Genomic DNA, 17776 nt, shown 5'->3' with positions numbered 1-17776 from the left:
AAGCAACTCCACTGTGCAACCGGAGGTCCTCACCCATCAGTCAACGACTCCCGCGAGTCATCACATTCACCGGACCAACGTCCCTGGGCAGTACACCTAGCCGGTGTCCAGTCATCCAGCCTTAGCGGATGATGCGACTACCCGATCCCGATCTGGCGCCGCCTGCCGCAACGCCGGCAAAACACCGCAGCGACTACTCACAGTGGCTTCCGAGGGCTGCGGACCGGGCAGCAAGTGCGGGCCGCGAGCTCCTGGCATTGGCCGCCCCGGTGGACTGTGTCTGTTGCGGAACGGAAGATTTCTCGCTTTGCGGCCCCTGCGAACGGGCGGTGCGGACCCTCACCAAGGCGCCTTTCCGGGCTGAGGGGCAGGCGCCTGCCCTCATGGATGTCAACGGTTCGGTCATCCTGCCGGTCGTGGCTGCCGGGGTTTACCGTGAGGAACTCGCCCAGGCCCTGCTGTCATTCAAGAAACACGGGCAGGGCCAGCTCGAGTCGGTGTTGTCCAAAGCACTGGGAAGAGCCATCCAGCGGGCCGCCGGGACGATGCGGGGCTTCTGCCTCATTCCGGTTCCCACCACCAACAGCGCATTCCGGAAACGCGGTTTCAGCCCGGTGCACCTCATGCTGCGCAACCTGGCCCGCAGCGGCGGCCTGGGTGCGGGCTCCCTTGCCTGCGTCCTCCGCAAGCGGAGGGCAACCGCCCAAGGATCACGAACTGCCGTTGATCTCCCGGAACGAATCCGTGCCCTGGTGTCTCCTCCCGCGATGGCCGGAGGGCAAAAGGGACTGGGGCGAGGGGCGCGCGTCAGGCGCGTCCGCGGCTCGATGCGGGCGGGACCGGCCCTCTTCGGGCCGGGCATCAGGGGGCGACCCTGCATCATCGTGGATGATGTCCTCACCACGGGCGCCACGCTGGCAGAGGCTGCGCGGGCAGTTCACCAGGCGGGAGGCATTGTCGTTGGTGCCGTTGTGCTGGCGGCGACACGCCCGCCCGACTCCGCCGATCCAGCCGCCGCTCCCGGCGCCACCGCGCGGAAGGACACGTGACTCCGAAAAAAATAAAGCGAAGAAAAGGTGAATAACGGGTAGCGATGAACTAACGTCGGTTGTGGGTACCAAGATCAGTTGTACCTGTCGATAGCGGCTCGGAAAGGGGCTCGACTGTCAGTCAGATCGGCCCCGGGAAGTGCCGCCGTCGTGTCACCGAAGTCATTTGGAGGGCACCATGGAGTTCATGATCAGCGGACGGAATTTGACGGTTTCGGACCGCTTCCGCGAATACGCCGACGAGAAGATCTCAAAGATCGCATCGCTGGGAGACAAGGTCCAAAGGGTGGACGCGAAGGTGTCCAAGGAGACCAAGGCCCGCCAGACCGCAGACTTGCTCACGGTTGAGCTGACTGTCCTGGGCCGTGGCCCCGTAATCCGTGCGGAAGCCAGCGCCGCCGACAAGTTCGCCGCGTTCGATCTCGCTTACAACAAGCTCCTCGAGCGCCTGCGCCGCGCCAAGGACCGCAAAAAGGTCCACCACGGGCGGCACACCCCGAAAGCCGTCCGCGAGGCGACAGCCAGCCTCGAACCGGCAAGCACCACCGAGCCTCTGTACGTTGAGGCCAGCAACCACCAGGAGCCACAGCCGGCGCCGGTGGAAAAGTCGCCGTACGACGTCGACAATGACATCCCGGCAGGCGACTCTCCGGTCCTGATCCGCCGCAAGGTCTTCCCGGCGGCATCCCTTACGCTCGACGACGCCGTCGACAACATGGAACTTGTGGGCCACTCCTTCTACCTGTTTGTGGACAAGGAGACCAAAGCGCCGTCCGTGGTGTACCGCCGCGACGGATGGACCTATGGCGTCATCAGCCTGGACCAGACCTGCGAACCGGGCGAAGCGCCCTTGGAAGAGAAGATCCTCGCCTACCGGTCGGAGGACGAACCTGCACGCGCCTAGTAGCGTGTTCGCCTAAGCTGGTGTTGACCAGCCAAAGGAAGGACTGACATGAGCGCATCGCTGAGCCTCAACCAGGCACGGCGCATCGCTTTGGCAGCCCAGGGATTGGACAAAGGACGGCCCGCCGGACCCGTGACTGCACGGGCGGTGGGCCGTACTTTTGACCGGCTGCACCTGGTCCAGATTGACTCCGTCAACGTCCTTGCCCGCAGCCACTATCTGCCCTTCTTTTCCAGGCTCGGAAATTACGACCGTGCCATTCTGCACCGGATGGCGTCCAAGCATCCGCGCAGGATGATGGAGTATTGGGCGCATGAAGCCAGCTTCATCCGGCCGGACCACTTCCCGGACCTTTTGCTGTGGCAGAGCCGGAAGTGGGTCGGGGCATCGGCCATGGACCCCGAACTGCGCACCGGTGTGGCCGTGAAGGTCCTCGAGGAACTCGCCAAGGGCAAACCACTGACCGCCGCCGAACTCACTGTCCGGATCGGACATGTCGAGGACCGGCGGACGGACAACTGGGGCTGGAACTGGAACGCGGTCAAACGCGTCCTGGAACACCTTTTCGAGGAAGGGCTCGTCTCGGCGTCCTCGCGGACCGAGCAGTTTGAACGCCGCTACACACTTACGGGGAAGGTCTTTTCCCCGCTCGACGGCGGGGGAGACGCCGTTGCCGATCCTGAGGCCGCGATGGACCGGCTCATCGCTGCCGCGGCGAGGGCCCACGGCATCGGAACAGTGCGCTGCTTCGCTGACTACTTTCGGACCCCCCTGCGTGCGGCCGCCCTTTCCGTGCAGCATCTTGTGGACCTCGGCACGCTGGAGCCCGTCACTGTCCGGGGCTGGGACAGGCAGGTCTACCGGCACGCCGACTCCAAGTTGCCCCGCGCGGCAACCGGGCGGGCCCTTCTCAGCCCGTTTGACTCGCTCGTCTTTGAGCGGCGGCGGCTGGAGGAGCTCTTCGGCTTCCACTACAGGATTGAGATCTACACACCGGAGGCCAAACGGCGTTTCGGATACTACGTCCTTCCGTTCCTGCTGAGGGACGGCATCGTGGCGCGGGTCGACCTCAAGGCTGACAGGGCCGCGGGCCACCTCCTGGCGAGGGCAGCGCACGCCGAACCGGATGCGCCGGCGGATACCGCCGTCGAACTGGCCGCAGAGCTCCGGCTGATGGCCGGATGGCTCGAGCTTGACCGTGTGGTGGTCTCGCCGGCCGGCGACTTGGGGCCGGCGCTCGCCGAGGCAGTCGCTGCCACCGGAACGGGTGCATCCGCTCTCAGGGAACAGGCGTAACGCACCGTGCCTCTCTCCCGTAGACTGAACACGCCAGAATTCGGCAGCTTGAGACTGGGAGCAACTTCACGTGGCATCACTTATCGAAAAACTTCTCCGTACGGGTGACAAAAAAACCCTAAGGCAATTGAGGAACTATGCCGATTCCATCAATGCCCTGGAGAGCTCCCTCAAGACCTTCACCGACGCCGAACTGCGTGAAGAAACCGACCGGCTCCGGGAACGCCACCAGGACGGCGAGAAGCTGGATGATCTCCTGCCGGAGGCTTTCGCAGCGGTGCGCGAAGCCTCGTCACGAACGCTGGGAATGCGCCACTTCGACGTCCAGATGATGGGCGGCGCCGCCCTGCACCTGGGCAACATCGCCGAAATGAAGACCGGTGAAGGCAAGACCCTGGTCGCCACCGCTCCGGCTTACCTCAATGCCCTCGCCGGCAAGGGTGTCCACGTCATCACGGTGAACGACTACCTCGCCGAATACCAGTCCGACCTTATGGGCCGCGTTTACCGGTTCCTCGGCCTGAGCAGCGGCTGCATCCTCTCCAACCAGGACCCCGCCGTGCGCCGCGAGCAATACGCCGCGGACATCACCTACGGAACCAACAACGAATTCGGCTTTGACTACCTGCGCGACAACATGGCCTGGGACAAGTCAGAACTGGTCCAGCGCGGCCACCACTTCGCAATCGTTGACGAAGTGGACTCCATCCTCATCGACGAGGCCCGTACCCCGCTCATCATTTCCGGTCCTGCCCAGGGCGACACGAACCGCTGGTACAGCGAATTCGCCAAGGTGGTCCTGCGGCTCAAGGCCGACACCGACTACGAGGTCGACGAGAAGAAGCGCACCGTAGGGGTGCTCGAAGCGGGCATCGAAAAGGTCGAGGACTACCTCGGCATCCACAACCTCTACGAGTCAGCCAACACGCCGCTGATCGGCTTCCTGAACAACGCCATCAAGGCCAAGGAACTCTTCAAGCGGGACAAGGACTACGTTATCCTCGACGGCGAGGTCCTGATCGTCGATGAGCACACCGGCCGCATCCTGGCCGGACGGCGTTACAACGAGGGAATGCACCAGGCGATCGAGGCCAAGGAAGCCGTCGAGATCAAGGCGGAGAACCAGACCTTGGCGACCGTCACGCTGCAGAACTACTTCCGCATGTACAACAAGCTTTCGGGCATGACCGGCACCGCCGAGACCGAAGCCGCGGAGTTCATGGGCACCTACAAGCTCGGAGTGGTGGCCATCCCCACCAACCGGGACATGCAGCGCCTCGACCAGTCGGACCTGGTGTACAAGAACGAGGCGGTCAAGTTTGACGCAGTTGTCAAGGACATCGCCGAGCGCCACGAAAAGGGCCAGCCGGTGCTGGTGGGCACCACCAGCGTGGAGAAGAGCGAATACCTTTCCCGGCTGCTGGCCAAGGAAGGCATCCGGCACGAGGTCCTGAACGCGAAGAACCACGCCCGTGAAGCCGCGATCGTCGCGCAGGCCGGCCGCAAGGGCGCCGTGACCGTCGCCACGAACATGGCCGGTCGCGGTACCGACATCATGCTGGGCGGAAACGCCGAATTCACCGCAGTCGCCGAACTGGCCGCCAAGGGCCTGGATCCGGAAGAAAACTCGGAAGAGTACGAGGCCGCCTGGCCTGCGGCGCTCGAAGCAGCCAAACAGGCAGTCAAGGACGAGCACGAGGAAGTGCTGGACCTCGGCGGGCTCTACGTCCTCGGCACCGAACGCCACGAGTCGCGCCGCATTGACAACCAGCTCCGCGGCCGTTCCGGACGCCAGGGCGACCCCGGCGAGTCCCGGTTCTACCTGTCCCTGACGGATGACCTGATGCGTTTGTTCAATTCGGGCGCGGCCGAGCGGCTTATGAACAGTTCGGTGCCGGACGATGTCGCCCTGGAATCGAAGCTGGTGTCCCGTGCCATTGCATCTGCACAGGGCCAGGTCGAAGGCCGCAACGCGGAACAGCGCAAGAACGTCCTGAAGTACGACGACGTCCTGAACCGCCAGCGTGAGGCCATCTACGGGGACCGCCGGCGCATCCTCGAGGGCGATGACCTGCACGAGAAGGTGCAGTTCTTCCTGGAGGACACGATCACCGCGCTCATCGACGAAGCCACTGCCGAAGGCACCGGGGACGACTGGGACTTCAACCAGCTGTGGACCAACCTCAAGACGCTGTACCCCGTCAGCATCACGTCGCACGACGTCATTGACGAAGCCGGCGGCAAGTCCCGCATCACCGTGGACTTCCTGAAGGAAGAGATCCTTTCCGATGCACGCCTGGTCTACCAGGCCAGGGAAGAGGCCATAGGATCCGAGAGCATGCGCGAACTGGAACGCCGCGTAGTGCTGTCCGTGATCGGCCGGAAGTGGCAGGAACATCTCTACGAGATGGACTACCTCAAGGAGGGCATCGGCCTCCGTGCCATGGCCCAGCGTGACCCGCTCGTTGAATACCAGCGCGAGGGATTCATCATGTTCCAAGCCATGATGGAGGCCATCAGGGAGGAAAGCGTCGGCTTCCTGTTCAACCTGGAGGTCGAGGTGACCCCCGCGGAGGACGTGATGGTTGCCGACACCGCCGGGGAACACACGGAGCACCACGAGCCGCAGATCCGCGCAGCCGGCCTGGAAGCCCCGGAAAAGCCCGCCCAGCTGCAGTACACCGCACCGGGCGAAGACGGCGCCAGCCAGACCCGTATCGAGGGCAGGCCCTCGGGCCGTTCGGGAAATCCGGCGAAGGCTGCGGCCCAGGACGGTGCCCGGAAGCAGGCGCCGAAGAAGAAGAAGCGCTAGGAACTGATGACTGCCGAAACCGCAGCCAGCTGAGATACAGGTAAGGGCCGGAACAATTGTTCCGGCCCTTACCTGTATCCACTCTTGTCCGGACAGTTTGGATTGGCGGAGGGCGGCGCGAGTCGGCTCAAAGCTGATGAGTCAGCCGATTTCCAGCGCCGTTACCCGCCATACCTGGTTGCTGCGCTCAAGTCTCACCGCCACCGCGCGGACCCTCAGTTCGTCCACTACGACGGCGCTTGCCTCGTAGATGCCGTCCGCGACTTCGCAGGCGCGGACTGACCGGACAGCCGGATTACGGTGCAGGCGGCCGGCCGTCGGTGAGGACCCGGACGCGAGCCGGCGGGTCAGCGCGGCCCGGTGCTGCAGCGAGGCCAGGCAGCGTTGGTCCAGGCGCCGCGAGAGCTGCTGGATCGGACGCGTTCCGGCCAGTACTTCGATGGCGGCCTGCACGGTACCGCGGGCGATCGCGCAAACCTCCCTGCTCTCACTCACAGCCTTGAGGGTCCGCAGGTTGCCGGCCGATCGAGCCGGGCCAGCCGGGCCCGGCGCGGGAGGAGCGCCAGCAGGGCGCGGACCCGCAGGCGGGATGCTGGCCGGTTCAGGCACCGCCGTCAGCCTGCGGACCGGCGGGACACCCGGAACGGACCGGCCCGTCGCAGGAGATGAGGGGACCAAATGCAATGCGCTCATGACGTTTCCTCTGATTGATGACGGATATCTGAAGACTGCTCGAAGCCGGCCGCGGACTATGAGCTGGACGGTGGCCGGAGAACCTGGCCCGGGAGAAGGACATCGGGATTGTCTCCCACGACGGCCCGGTTGGCCTGATACCAACGTGGCCATTCCAACGCGACGTCTACGTCCGAAGCGGGGGAGCCACCCAGCCCCCGGGCGGCGATACTCCACAGCGAGTCCCCGGCCACTACTGTGACGGGGGCGGCTGAGGCCGGTTGCTGCCGGGCGGACCTCACGGGATGAGCCGCGAGTGGACCTGGACCCACGACGGGTGCACTTGGTTTCCACCGTGGATCCAGGCTGTCACCGGACGCTGAGGTCGCCGGCAAAACGGAAATGGATGCTGCACCGCCTACCCCGCCAACCATTGCGGTGGTGAGTGCGGCCGGCTCTGACGGACTGGCTCCTGCAGCTGCCTGTTCCGTTGGCGCCCATACCGCAGCAATAGCCGTGCCGGATGTTGGACTTGGCGGCGGCACCCCGGGGTCCGTGGCGCCATGGGCAAGCGGTGTGCCCAGCAGCTGCAAACCGACTGCGGCGAGGGCGAGCCGGCGCATAAAAGCCGGGCTGAACCTGCCCGTGATTTTCGCGGCCCGGCCGTTGCCGGTGCGCTCGAGGGCGGCGGAGGCAAGAGCGATCAGCATCGACAGGAACCACCAGGCCACGATGATGAGTCCCATCGTGTTGACGGCAATTCCCAGCAAGTCTTCAAAGGCCAGCGACTGGCCCCTCTCCGCTGACCGCTGCCACCGCTCCATCAGCGAGGCGCCGGTCCCCGCCAGGAGAGCACCCAGAAGAAGAATCCCTGCTGCCAATATCGCGTCCGAACCGAGTGGTCTGCGTTGCGAACCCTCCATGATCCTACTCCTCGAAGCATTTTGATGCTGTTTGATGTTATTTGATGAATCTAAGTAAAGTTTGAACCCACCCTCCGGTTTTTGTCCAGTGATTTGTTTTTTCGTGCCGGGGTTCCGGTATTGAATTGACCCCGGTCCCGCGCGGGCCTAGATTTGCGGCATGCGTTGGGATGCCCTGTTTGATGACATGGAGGCGCAGCTGGCATCAGCTGACCGGCTGGAGCTCGAAGCGGAAATTGCCGAGCGGTCGCGGGCGGACGTTGCGGGTGTGGAACTGGCCGACAGGTTGCGCGGATCCTTGGGCCTCAGGGTTGGTGTCCATCTGGCGTCCGGGTTGGTGTTCGACGGAACGCTGGGCCACGTGGGCGCAGAGAGCCTGGTGCTCAGCGACCCGTACCACCAGGTGCTGGTTCCGTATGCTGCGGTCTCGCGGTACCAGGGCCTGGGGAGGCTCGCTGTCACGGAGCCGTCCTCTGTCCGGCGAAAACTGGGCCTGGCCAGCGCACTTCGTGGCCTGGCGCGCGACAGGACTGGTCTGTCAGTTTTCCTGATGGGCGGCGCGGAAGGCATGGCCGGACTCAGCGGTGTCATCGACCGCGTGGGGCGGGACTATTTCGACCTGGCTGTAACCCGGCCCGGGGAGGCCCGCCGCGCGGCCAACGTCAGCCAAGTGGCCACGGTGCCATTCGCCTCGCTCGGCGCGTTACGGTCCTTGCGCGGCGCCGAGTTCTAAACGCACACCCCAGTTGCCGGGCTGCAGGCCGAATGGGCGCAGCGGGATGCGCGCGCCTGTGTCCGTGCCTCAGGAGGACTTAGGCTTTAGGAGGACTTGGACTTCGCTTGCTGGATCATGCGTTCCGCCTCGGCATAACGCTCTTCGATGTACTGCTCCAGCATCTTTTCCTCCACGCGCCACTGCCCGCGGCCGCCCACCTGGATGGCCTTGAGTTCGCCGCTGCGGACCAAGGCATAGGCTGCCGGGGAATTGATCTGCAGCTGTTCGGCTACGTCTGCGAGGGTTAGGAATCGGGGCATGATTCTATTTTGCCACCAGTGGCGTCAAGTGGTGCGGTTATCCACAGTTTGGCGTTGTTTGATCCTATGACTTTCGATCCGGCTGTTTTGCCGTAACAATGAGGGAGTCCGGAGCATGAACCAGTCCGGTCAGCACCAATGGGGGGAGCAACACGGATGAGTGCAAGCACAACAACCGCAGGGGTCCGGCTGAAGAAGCCGTCCTGGAAGGATCCCCGGCTTCTGCTCGGATTCCTGCTGGTCCTGGCCTCAGTGGCGGGTGTTGTGTCCCTGGTAGGTGCCGCCGACCAAACCACCGAGGTTTATGCGGCGAAAGGGCCTATAGCCGTTGGGGAGAAGCTGACGGCCGAGAACGTCAACCGGGTGAAGGTCAGGCTTGGCGACGTGGAATCCCACTACATCACCGCTGAAGCAGGACTGCCCGAGGGCATGGTCGCCGTGCAGCGCATTGGCCCGGACCAGCTGGTGCCACGGGCAAGCCTGGGCAAGACCGACGCCCTGAACCGCAAGCCGGTTGCCATCACCATAGACGAAGCCTTGCCGGAGCAGGCCGATGCCGGTTCGCGGGTGGACGCCTGGGTCGCCCTGCCCGATGCCCGCAACGGATTCAGTGAGCCGAAGCTGCTGCTTCCCGGCGCAGAAATTGCTGAAGTCACGCCGGGAACAACCACGCTCGGATCTTTCCGATCCACAGTAGTGCTGGTGCTCGTCACTGATGAGCAGATGCCGAAGCTGCTTGGCGCCCAGGCGAACAAGGCCAAGATTTCCGTCGTCTGGAACCCTGGCGGTGGTACGCCATGAGCATCCCGGTGGTCACGGTCGGACAGTCAAGCGAAGACCTGGTGGGCGGCCTGGAACGACTGCACGGACCGGTCACAGTCGTCAGGAGGTGCTCGGAACTGACGGAGTTGCTGGCCGCCTGCCAAAGCGGCCTCGCCCGGGCGGCCGTCGTCGCAGAAGGCAGCGACGAACTGACTGTTGCACTGGTGGACCGGCTCTCCGCGGTCGGCGTCGTGATCGTTGCCCTGACGGACAGCGCATCGGAAACCGCGAGGCTGACGGCGATCGGCGTCACGGCAGCGCCGGCGGGATTGGACTCAGCGGCGCTGGCCGGAAAAATTTCCGGCGCGGTGGACCAGTGGTCCCGTCCCAAGCCATTTCAGGCGGGTGACAGCGGATTTGCGGACACAGGGGCGGCCATCCGGACTCAGCCCGGTGCGGTGGAAAGTGACGTTTCAGCGGAACCGTCCGGCGCCGGCCGGCTTATTGCCGTCTGGGGTCCGGCAGGGGCGCCCGGCCGGACACTCGTGGCGGCAAACATGGCAGGCGAGTTGGCTGCAGCGGGCAATTCAGTCTTCCTGATCGACGCTGACAGCTATGGGGCGAGCGTGGCGGGCCTGCTGGGACTCCTGGATGAGTCCGCCGGGCTGGCGCAGGCCTGCAGGCTGGCCGACCTGGGGCAACTGGATGCCGACGCGCTGCTAAGGGTTGCCACACCTGTCGCCCTGAAATCAGGGACGCTCCGGATCCTGACCGGGATCACGCGCGCGGACCGCTGGATCGAATTGCGTGCGTCCGCCCTTGGCATCGTGTTTGAGAAAGCCCGGGAAATCGCGGACTACGTCGTCGTGGACACTGGATTCTGCCTCGAGGCAGACGAGGAACTCAGTTTTGACACCATGGCGCCGCGCAGGAACGCCGCCACCATCCGGAGCCTCGAAATGGCCGATACCGTCTATGCCGTCGGAGCGGCTGACTCCATCGGGGTGCCGCGACTCGTTCGCGGCCTTTCCGAGCTTGAGGCCGCGGTCCCGCAGGCGGTTCCCCTGGTAGTCCTGAACAAGGTCCGTGCCTCGGCCGCCGGAAGGTCACCGGAACGGCAGCTCAGGGACGCCTGGGAAAGGTACGGCCCGGCGGCCGCAATCGCCGCGTTCCTGCCATCGGACAGCGCAGCAAGCGATTCGGCACTTTTGTCCGGGTGCCTCCTGCTTGAGGCTGCACCCCAATCAGGACTACGTCTGGCAATCGCGGAATTAGTTTGTGCACCTGTCCAGCGAAAACGCCGATCCTCTGTCTTTACTTCCACAGCGAAGCGTCGCCTAAAGGGCTAGGCTCGCCATAAGGGCTGCAAAGAGGCAGCTATGAACTTTTGATGGAGGCGTTTGTCGATGTCGTCTGGGTCCAGCGTGGAGGATCAGTCCGTTTTACTCGGAGCCCGTGAAGGGTACCTCGGAGACTACTACGAGCACCTTGCGGAGGAGGACGGCCGGGCCTATTCGCCTGACCTCCTGGCTGCCCGCGCTGAAACCCACCGCGAAGTGGCCTCTGTCCGCGTTCCGGGCACGGCCAACATCCGAATCGTGGACGAAGCCGACCGAAGCGTCGTGTACATCGTCACGGACGATATGCCGTTCCTGGTGGACTCGGTCAACGCTGAGCTCGTTCGCCAGAACTCTGCAATCCACCTTGTGCTGCACCCGTTGTTTGTCGTGACACGCAACCGGGAAACCGCTCAACTGACCAAGGTGGACCGGGTCCCGTCCAGCGTCGGCATTTCCAGCGGCGATACCGCCGCCATGCCGAGCCTGTCGCACCTGATAGCCCAAGGCGACAACGCCTCCCACATGGAGTCCTGGATCGCTGTCGAGATCGACCTTGCCGGCGAGGAATTGCATGGACGGCTGATCGAAGGCATTGAACGCGTGCTCGGGGACGTACGGGCAGCAGTCGAAGACTGGCCGAAGATGCGCAACAAGGCGCTGCAGATCGCCAAAGACCTGGACAACGTGGCCAATCCTGCACAGATCGAGGAGCTGCGCCAGGCCCAGGACCTGCTCCGCTGGCTCGACGAAGGCAACTTCACCTTCCTTGGATACCGCGAATACGACCTGGTGAACGAGTCCGGGGAAGACGTCCTCGAACTCCGGGAGGAAAGCGGCCTCGGCCTGCTGCGCAGCGGTGCGGACGGACACCACGTCCAACACCTCACCGTTGCCGGCCGCAAAAAGGCACGTGAAAAGCGCGCTTTGGTCATTACCAAAGCCAACTCCCGCTCCACCGTCCACCGCCCGGCCTACCTCGACTACGTCGGGGTCAAGAGCTTCGACGCCGCCGGCAACGTCAATGGCGAGCAGCGGTTCATCGGCCTGTTCGCCACGAGCGCCTACGCCGGCTCCGTCCGGAACATTCCGATCGTTCGCGAGAAGGTCGAAGCCGTCCTGCGCAAAGCCGGATTCCCGCCGCACTCCCACTCCGGCAAAGACCTGCTGGGCATCCTTGAAACCTACCCCCGCGATGAGCTGTTCCAGATCGAGGTTTCCGACCTCGCAGCGACGGCAACCGGAATTCAGCGCCTGCAGGAACGGCGTCGCACCCGGCTGTTCCTGAGGCCTGATATCTACGGCCGGTTCATGTCCGCACTCGTCTACCTTCCCCGTGACCGGTACACAACAAACGTTCGGCTCCGCATCGAGCAGGAACTGCGCGAGACCTTCCACGCCGTCTCCATCGACTACGAAGCCAGGATGACCGAATCCGCGCTGGCCAGGCTGTTCTTCCGGATCCGGCTGCCCAAGGACGCCGACGTCAGCGACGTCAACGCCGAAGAGCTGGAGAAACGGCTTGTCCGGGCAGCGCGATCGTGGAGCGAGGGCATCGCGGAAGTCCTGCGGGCCAGTGGTCCGGAAGAGGGCAACAAGGGGCTTGCTTCGGCCTGGGCCGAAGCCTTTCCGGCCAGCTACCGCGTGGACTACGAGGTGGAGGATGCCCTCACGGACATTGCCCGCTTCGAGAAGTACGGATCGGCTGCCGAACTGGCCGAAAAGGGCCGGCCGGAGCGGCCCGGCGTCCACGTCTATCTTCCCGAAGGGGCCGGAGCCACCCTTGAAGAGGACGCCCGTGTCAAGCTCTACATGCTGGAGCCCAAGAGCCTCAGCCAGATCCTGCCGTACTTCCATAACCTTGGCCTTGAAGTGCTCGATGAACGGCCGTTCGAAATCGAGACGTCGGACAAACGGGACTTCTTCCTCTACGACCTTGGCCTGAAGTACCCCGCCGGTGTGGCCCCGCTCGCAACGGGCCAACTGCTGGCGGAAGCCTTTGGCGCCGCTGTTTCCGGTGCCGTCGAGTCTGACAGCTTTGACCGTCTGGTCCTGCGCGAGGGCATGCACTGGAGCCAGATCGTGGTCCTGCGCGCCTATGCCAAATACATGCGCCAGATGGGCAACACGAATTCGTTTGGCTTCATTGCGGACACGCTGCTGGCCAATCCCGACGTGACACGTGCGCTCAGTGCCCTGTTCGCGGTCCGCTTTGACCCCGCCCTCGGGGACGATGTCCGGACCGAGCGCCAGGCGTCGGTCCGTGCAGAGCTGGCAGCCGCCATCGAACAGGTCGCCACCCTGGATGCCGACCGTGTGCTCCGGACCTTCGCGAACCTCATCGAGGCCACGTTGCGGACCAACTTCTATCAGCAAAAGCCGTACCTGAGCTTCAAACTGAATCCGGCCGCCATCGATGGCCTGCCGTTCCCGCGCCCGATGTTTGAAATTTGGGTGTACTCGCCCCGCGTGGAGGGCGTGCACCTTCGATTCGGCAAGGTGGCCCGAGGCGGGCTGCGCTGGTCCGACCGGCGTGAGGATTTCCGGACCGAAATCCTGGGCCTTGTTAAGGCACAGACAGTCAAGAACGCCGTCATTGTGCCCACCGGGGCCAAGGGCGGATTCTTCGCCAAGCAACTCCCTGACCCCGCCGCCGACCGGGCGGCCTGGATGGCGGAGGGCGTGGAGAGCTACAAGACGTTCATCCGCGGTCTGCTGGACCTGACGGACAACCTGATCACAACTCCCGACGGGGAAGCCGTGGTTCCGCCGGCCGACGTCGTCCGCCACGACGACAACGACTCCTACCTCGTCGTCGCTGCCGATAAGGGAACGGCGACGTTCTCGGACATCGCAAACGGCCTATCGGACGAATACGGGTTCTGGCTGGGGGACGCCTTCGCCTCCGGCGGCTCGGTGGGCTACGACCATAAGGCCATGGGGATCACCGCCCGGGGCGCGTGGGAATCGGTCAAGCGCCACTTCAGCGAACTGGATCTCGACACGCAGTCGGAGCCGTTCACCGTGGTGGGCGTCGGCGACATGTCCGGCGATGTCTTTGGCAACGGCATGCTGCTGTCCAAGCACATCCGGCTGCTCGCGGCGTTTGACCACCGCCACATCTTCCTGGATCCGAATCCCGACGAGGCCGTGTCCTACGCCGAGCGGCAGCGGCTCTTCAACCTGCCCCGGTCCTCCTGGGACGACTACGACAAGTCCCTCATCAGCGAAGGCGGCGGCGTCTTCGTGCGGCAGGCAAAGTCCATTCCTGTTTCCGACCAGGTGCGGGCGGCCCTGGGACTGCCGGACGGCACCTCGGAGCTGAGCCCGCCGGAGCTCCTTCGCGCGATTCTGCTGGCGCCCGCGGACCTGCTGTACAACGGCGGTATCGGAACCTACGTCAAGGCAAGTACCGAAACGCATGCGGAGGTAGGGGACAAGGCCAACGATGCGATCCGCGTTGACGGCCGCGACCTTCGCGTCAAGGTGGTCGGAGAAGGCGGAAACCTCGGCATGACCCAGCGCGGCCGCATTGAGGCCGCACTCCAGGGAGTCATCCTGAACACGGATGCCATCGACAATTCAGCCGGCGTCGACTGCTCGGACCATGAAGTCAACATCAAGATCTTTGTTGACCGGATGGTCGCAGCCGGCAAGCTCGAGTCCGCCGAGCGGGCGGACTTCCTGGCATCCATGACGGATGAAGTCGGGCGGCTCGTGCTCGAAGACAACATCGACCAGAACATCCTCCTCCTCAACGACCGCATCCGTGTTGCGGAGTGGAGCCCCAGCTACGAGCGGCTCATGGACTGGCTGGAGAAATCCGCGGACCTCAAGCGCAAACTCGAAGCCTTGCCAACAACGGCGACGCTCCGGGAACGCCTGGAACAGGGACAGGGGCTTACCTCGCCGGAGCTCTCCGTGCTGGCGGCCTACGCGAAGATCGAACTCGCGTCGGCACTTCGCGAGAGCGACCTCGCCGACGATCCGTGGTTCAGGCAAACCCTCCGGTCCTACTTCCCCAAGCAGCTTCGGGAGAGGTTCGACGCCGAACTGGACACCCATCCGCTGCGGCGCGAGATCATCGCTACCGTCGTGGCGAACGACATGATCAACCTGGGCGGCATCACGTTTGCGTTCCGCACCATTGAAGAGACCTCAGCCAACGAGGCCGCGGTGGCAAAGGCCTTCGTTGCACTCCGCGAAATCTACGAGCTTGATGTCATGGTGGGCGAACTCAACGAACTGCCTGCGTCCTTCCCGACGGAGCACTGGAGCACCGTCCACCTTGACATCCGGCGGCTCCTGGACCGTGCTGTCCGGTGGGTGCTCAGCCAAGGCAGCGGTTCCCGGCCGATCTCGGAGATCGTGGGCGAATTCAAGCCGCTGATGGATCCGATGCGTGCCCGCCTCCTCGACTACCTGCGCGGAGAGGACCGTGTCCGCGTGGCTTCCTGGCTCGAAAAGGCCCGGAGCTGGGAACTTCCGGAGGACCTCGCCCACCGCTGGGCCGAACTGTTCGAAAGCTTTGTGCTGCTGGACATCGCCAAGATCACACATGTCAGTGCGGAGCCGGTGGAAAACATCGCGCACGTCTACTACTCGGTGTTCGACCGGTTCCACGCGGATTCCCTCCTGGAGCGGATCACGAAGCTCCCGAGGCGGGACCGCTGGCAGGCGCTGGCCCGCGCTGCCCTGCGTGATGACCTCTACTCCACCATTTCGGACATCACGACGTCGGTACTTGACTCGACGCCGTCCGGGACCCCCGCGGAGGACCGCCTACTGAACTGGGAAGGCCTGAATGCCGAACAGCTCGGCCGTGCCAGGAGCATGTTTGACGAGGTCAACTCGCTCGAAGCGGACGATATGGCGTCACTGTCGGTAGCATTGAGGCTCTTGAGGTCAATCGTCCGACGCTAGGGACCCGTCCCAAGCGTCGAATCTGGAGGTGTAGTGGCAATCTTTACGGACCCCATCAGGGAACACGCTGATTTTGGGCCGGGGGATGCCGAGTGGCTGCACCTCCTGGTTGGCGACTGGCAGATGGTCGCCGACCTCGCCTTCGCTGACCTGGCACTGTGGTTTCCGCATCCTGAGTTCGGGTACGTGGCGCTGGCCCACGTCCGCCCCTCCACCACGCACACGGTGTTCCACGCCGACTTCGTGGGGGAGGGGATCAGGTCGGACCTGCAGCCGCTGGTGGACAAGGCCTGGGGCAGCCGCACGATTGAGCGCTCCAGCGAAACCAACTGGAGCAGCGACATGGCCCTCAGGGTCGAAGCTGTGCCCATGGTCAGGAACGGCCGGACCCTGGCCGTTGTGACCACCCACATGGATCTGTCCAGTTCACGGATGCCTTCCAGGCTCGAACTGACCTACCGCCAGTGTGCCTACGATCTGCTCCGGATGGGAACGCTCGGCCTCTGGCCCGACTTTGCATCGCCCACCGGATCCCGCCGCGGCGCTCCACGTGTGGGTGACGGCCTCATCCGGCTGGATGCAGACGGCATCGTGCAGTACGCCAGTCCGAACGGCGTCTCCGCATTCCGGCGCCTGGGTGACGGGGAGTCCCTCGAAGGCAGGTCGCTTGCCGAAGTCACAGCGGGACTGCTGCGGGACCGCCGCATGGTGGACGAAACGCTCCCGCTCGTAGTGACAGGCCGGATGCCGTGGCGCAGCGAAATCGAATCCCGTGGGGTCAGCCTTTCCCTTCGGGCCATTCCGCTGCGCGACGAACAGCAGCGGTTCGGGGCCCTGGTGCTCTGCCGTGACGTCTCCGAGCTTCGGCGCCGCGAAATGGAACTGGTGACCAAGGACGCCACCATCCGGGAGATCCATCACCGCGTGAAGAACAACCTCCAGACGGTGGCTGCCCTGTTGAGGATGCAGTCGCGCCGGATGGTCAGCGATGAGGCCAAACAGGGCCTCGAGCAGGCCATGCGGAGAGTCGCTACGATTGCCCTCGTCCACGAGACCCTGTCCCAGGGGCTGACGCAAAGCGTCGACTTCGATGAACTGATCGGCCGCCAGTTCCGTCTCTCTGCCGAAGTCGCTTCGCCCTCCCAGCAGGTCAAGACGGCCAGGTCCGGGCTCTTCGGAGAGCTGCCCAGCGATTTCGCCACCCCGCTTGCCCTGGTGATCAACGAACTTGTGACGAACGCCGTCGAACACGGCCTGGAGGGGAGGACCGGAACTGTCTGGCTTCTGGCCGACCGTTCCGAAGGCGACGACGGGGACGAGCTCCTGACTGTGACTGTGGCAGACGACGGTGTCGGGCTGCCGGAAACGCCCCATGTGGAGGGCCTGGGACTGCAGATCGTCCGGACACTTGTGACCAGTGAACTCGGCGGCAGCATCCAGTGGAAGCCCCGTGAAGGTGGCGGAACCGCCGTGCAGATCGTCCTGAGCCTGCAGAAGCGGTAGCAGGGTCTTAAACAGGAAAGCGGCCGCGGAGTGTAAAGTCCGCGGCCGCTTTCCTATTTGCCTAAATCAGGCCAATGCAGTTTTGTCCGGTTAGGAGGCGCGACGTGCGCGTGCAGCACGGCGCTTGAGTGCGCGGCGCTCGTCTTCGCTCATCCCGCCCCAAACACCGGCGTCCTGTCCCGATTCGAGGGCCCACTGAAGGCAGGTGTCCACCACCGGACAACGGCGGCACACACTTTTGGCTTCCTCGATCTGCAGGAGAGCTGGCCCGGTGTTTCCTACTGGGAAGAACAGCTCCGGGTCCTTGTCGAGGCACGCTGCGCGGTTACGCCAATCCATGCTGATCAGTCACTCCATTCCTGGGAACTCGTTGAAGGCCACTTGTGAAAATATTCACTAGAGGCTACATAAGAAAGGGACCCTGCCGGGTCCCCTTGGTCATCTGAATTAAGCGTGTCATGTTAACGCTGTGTAAACAAGGGGTAATCGTCTAAGAAGTGCCTCTTAAGCGTGAGCGATACGTCACATAGGTCGCCGGCGCCCTCCCCGCTAGTCGACTA

The 17776-nt window shown here is 64.1% G+C and carries 13 protein-coding genes; 9 read left to right on the top strand and 4 right to left on the bottom strand.

Features of this window, described 5'->3' with window-relative positions:
* Positions 1–128: 128 nt before the first annotated feature.
* The 4 genes from AB0N24_RS25385 (at position 129) to secA (ending at position 6061) form a co-directional block, all read left to right on the top strand.
* Positions 129–1049 (top strand): phosphoribosyltransferase family protein, encoded by a 921-nt coding sequence (locus AB0N24_RS25385; protein ID WP_364130733.1) that lies wholly within the window; start codon positions 129–131, stop codon positions 1047–1049.
* 178 nt (positions 1050–1227) lie between these two features.
* Positions 1228–1953 (top strand): ribosome-associated translation inhibitor RaiA, encoded by a 726-nt coding sequence (gene raiA, locus AB0N24_RS25380; protein WP_104172251.1) that lies wholly within the window; start codon positions 1228–1230, stop codon positions 1951–1953.
* Between the two features lie 48 nt (positions 1954–2001).
* Positions 2002–3249, top strand: a complete 1248-nt coding sequence (locus AB0N24_RS25375; protein WP_364130729.1) for a crosslink repair DNA glycosylase YcaQ family protein — start codon at positions 2002–2004, stop codon at positions 3247–3249.
* Between the two features lie 70 nt (positions 3250–3319).
* Complete coding sequence (gene secA, locus AB0N24_RS25370; RefSeq protein WP_364130726.1) at positions 3320–6061, top strand: preprotein translocase subunit SecA; 2742 nt, start codon at positions 3320–3322, stop codon at positions 6059–6061.
* 141 nt (positions 6062–6202) lie between these two features.
* On the opposite strand, the gene AB0N24_RS25365 is transcribed toward secA, so the two are convergent.
* On the bottom strand, positions 6203–6556 hold the full coding sequence (locus tag AB0N24_RS25365) for an Rv3235 family protein (RefSeq protein ID WP_214953111.1): 354 nt from the start codon (positions 6554–6556) through the stop codon (positions 6203–6205).
* Positions 6557–6810: 254 nt separating this feature from the next.
* A complete protein-coding gene (locus AB0N24_RS25360; RefSeq protein WP_364130722.1) occupies positions 6811–7656 on the bottom strand; it encodes a hypothetical protein in 846 nt (281 codons plus the stop codon).
* A 160-nt stretch (positions 7657–7816) separates the two neighbouring features.
* Between AB0N24_RS25360 and AB0N24_RS25355 the strand changes: the two genes are divergently transcribed.
* Positions 7817–8389, top strand: coding sequence for a hypothetical protein (locus AB0N24_RS25355; protein WP_364130719.1), 573 nt, complete (start codon positions 7817–7819; stop codon positions 8387–8389).
* 86 nt (positions 8390–8475) lie between these two features.
* On the opposite strand, the gene AB0N24_RS25350 is transcribed toward AB0N24_RS25355, so the two are convergent.
* Entirely contained in the window at positions 8476–8691 is a 216-nt protein-coding gene (locus tag AB0N24_RS25350; protein WP_364130716.1) for a helix-turn-helix domain-containing protein, read from the bottom strand.
* 156 nt (positions 8692–8847) lie between these two features.
* Here AB0N24_RS25350 and AB0N24_RS25345 point away from each other — a divergent pair, with 156 nt between their 5' ends.
* The 4 genes from AB0N24_RS25345 to AB0N24_RS25330 are packed head-to-tail and all read left to right on the top strand — an operon-like array spanning position 8848 to position 17216.
* Entirely contained in the window at positions 8848–9492 is a 645-nt protein-coding gene (locus AB0N24_RS25345) for an SAF domain-containing protein (protein ID WP_364130713.1), read from the top strand.
* Complete coding sequence (locus AB0N24_RS25340; protein WP_364130710.1) at positions 9489–10802, top strand: chromosome partitioning protein; 1314 nt, start codon at positions 9489–9491, stop codon at positions 10800–10802. The genes AB0N24_RS25345 and AB0N24_RS25340 overlap by 4 nt, the downstream gene beginning before the upstream one ends.
* Positions 10803–10859: 57 nt before the next feature.
* Positions 10860–15713, top strand: a complete 4854-nt coding sequence (locus tag AB0N24_RS25335; protein WP_364130707.1) for an NAD-glutamate dehydrogenase — start codon at positions 10860–10862, stop codon at positions 15711–15713.
* Between the two features lie 33 nt (positions 15714–15746).
* On the top strand, positions 15747–17216 hold the full coding sequence (locus AB0N24_RS25330) for a PAS domain-containing sensor histidine kinase (RefSeq protein ID WP_104172261.1): 1470 nt from the start codon (positions 15747–15749) through the stop codon (positions 17214–17216).
* Between the two features lie 90 nt (positions 17217–17306).
* On the opposite strand, the gene AB0N24_RS25325 is transcribed toward AB0N24_RS25330, so the two are convergent.
* Positions 17307–17555, bottom strand: a complete 249-nt coding sequence (locus tag AB0N24_RS25325) for a WhiB family transcriptional regulator (RefSeq protein WP_003804966.1) — start codon at positions 17553–17555, stop codon at positions 17307–17309.
* Positions 17556–17776 lie beyond the last annotated feature (221 nt).

It is taken from the genome of Arthrobacter sp. NPDC093128, from assembly GCF_040683875.1.
Lineage (GTDB): Bacteria > Actinomycetota > Actinomycetes > Actinomycetales > Micrococcaceae > Arthrobacter.
This window is presented reverse-complemented; position numbering and strand designations above follow the sequence as displayed.